The organism is Clostridium brassicae (assembly GCF_026738875.1).
Lineage (GTDB): Bacteria > Bacillota > Clostridia > Clostridiales > Clostridiaceae > Clostridium_H > Clostridium_H brassicae.
Genome location: NZ_JAPQFJ010000059.1, coordinates 1 through 1,559 on the forward strand (window position 1 = coordinate 1; position 1,559 = coordinate 1,559).

At 34.3% G+C, this 1,559-nt stretch carries 1 protein-coding gene and 1 pseudogene; both read left to right on the forward strand.

The annotated features are described in order from the left end of the window. Positions 1-500, forward strand: a pseudogene (locus OW729_RS19325) (electron transfer flavoprotein subunit beta); the annotation flags it as partial. 32 nt (positions 501-532) lie between these two features. After that, on the forward strand, positions 533-1,540 hold the full coding sequence (locus OW729_RS19330) for an electron transfer flavoprotein subunit alpha/FixB family protein (protein ID WP_268063158.1): 1,008 nt from the start codon (positions 533-535) through the stop codon (positions 1,538-1,540). The last annotated feature ends 19 nt before the right edge of the window (positions 1,541-1,559 follow it).

Sequence of the window (1,559 nt, forward strand, 5' to 3'; positions counted from 1 at the left end):
CATTAGCAACTTCTCATGCTTTAGCAGGAGCATTAAAGAAATTAGAATATGATGTAATCTTCGCAGGAAGACAAGCTATCGATGGAGATACTGCACAAGTTGGACCAGAAATAGCTGAACATTTAGGCCTTGCGCAAATAACTTATGTAGAAAAAGTAAGTGTTGAAGGCGATTCTTTGAAAGTAAGAAGAGCATTAGAAGATGGATATGAAATGTTAGAAGTAAAAATGCCATGTCTTTTAACTGCAATAGATTCATTAAATGAACCAAGATATATGGGCATGAAAAATATCTTCACAACATTCCAAAAAGAAGTTAAAGTATGGAGTGCAGATGACATAGATGTAGATAAAGCACTTTTAGGATTAAAAGGATCACCTACAAAAGTTAAGAGATCAATGACTAAAGAAGCAAAAGGTAAAGGTGAAGTTATTAACGTATCAGCTAAAGAAGCAGCGGTATTCGCAGCTTCAAAATTAAAAGAAAAACACTACATTTAATAAACTAGGATATAAACTAGGAGGGATATAGAATGAATATAGCAGATTACAAAGGCGTTTGGGTTTTCGCTGAACAAAGAGATGGAGAATTACAAAAAGTAGCTTTAGAATTATTAGGAAAAGGTAGAGAAATTGCAGATAAATTAAATGTTGAATTAACTGCAGTTTTACTTGGAAATAAAATAGAATCAGTAGCTAAAGATTTATTAGCATATGGAGCAGATAAAGTTTTATATGCAGAAGATGAAAAATTAGCTCACTATACAACTGATGCATACACAAGAGTAATTTGTGATTTAGTAAATGAAAAGAAACCAGAAGTTCTATTCATAGGAGCATCATTTATAGGAAGAGACCTTGGTCCAAGAGTAGCTGGAAGACTTTCAACAGGATTAACAGCTGACTGTACAGCTTTAGATGTAGAAGAAGGAACAGGACACTTAATGATGACAAGACCAGCATTTGGTGGAAACTTAATGGCTACAATCATGTGTACAGAACATAGACCACAAATGTCAACAGTAAGACCAGGTGTATTTGACAAATTAGAAAAAGATGAATCAAAAGTAAATGCAGCTAAGATAGAAAAAGTAGCAGCTAACTTAAAAGAAGAAGATTTAAGAATAAAAGTATTAGAAGCAGTAAAAGAACTTAAAGAAGTAGCTGACATCAGCGAAGCAGAAGTAATAGTAGCTGGTGGAAGAGGTATGGGAAATGAAGAAAACTTCAAACTTCTAGAAGAACTTGCTCAAGAATTAGGCGGAGTTGTAGCAGGATCAAGAGCAGCTGTAGATAACGGTTGGTTAGATCATGCACTACAAGTTGGACAAACTGGTAAAACAGTAAGACCTAAAGTATATGTAGCATGCGGAATATCTGGAGCAATCCAACACTTAGCTGGAATGCAAGATAGTGATTACATAATTGCTATCAACAGAGATGCTGATGCAGCTATAATGAAAGTTGCTGATTTAGGAATAGTTGGCGATGTAACTAAAGTAATTCCTGAATTAGTAGCTCAAGTTAAATCATATAAATAGGATTCTTAGTCTCATAAGG

What these genes read in the sequence shown, in the direction of transcription:
- OW729_RS19330 (WP_268063158.1), top strand. Translation starts at nt 533, where the DNA reads ATGAATATAGCAGATTACAAAGGCGTTTGGGTTTTCGCTGAACAAAGA.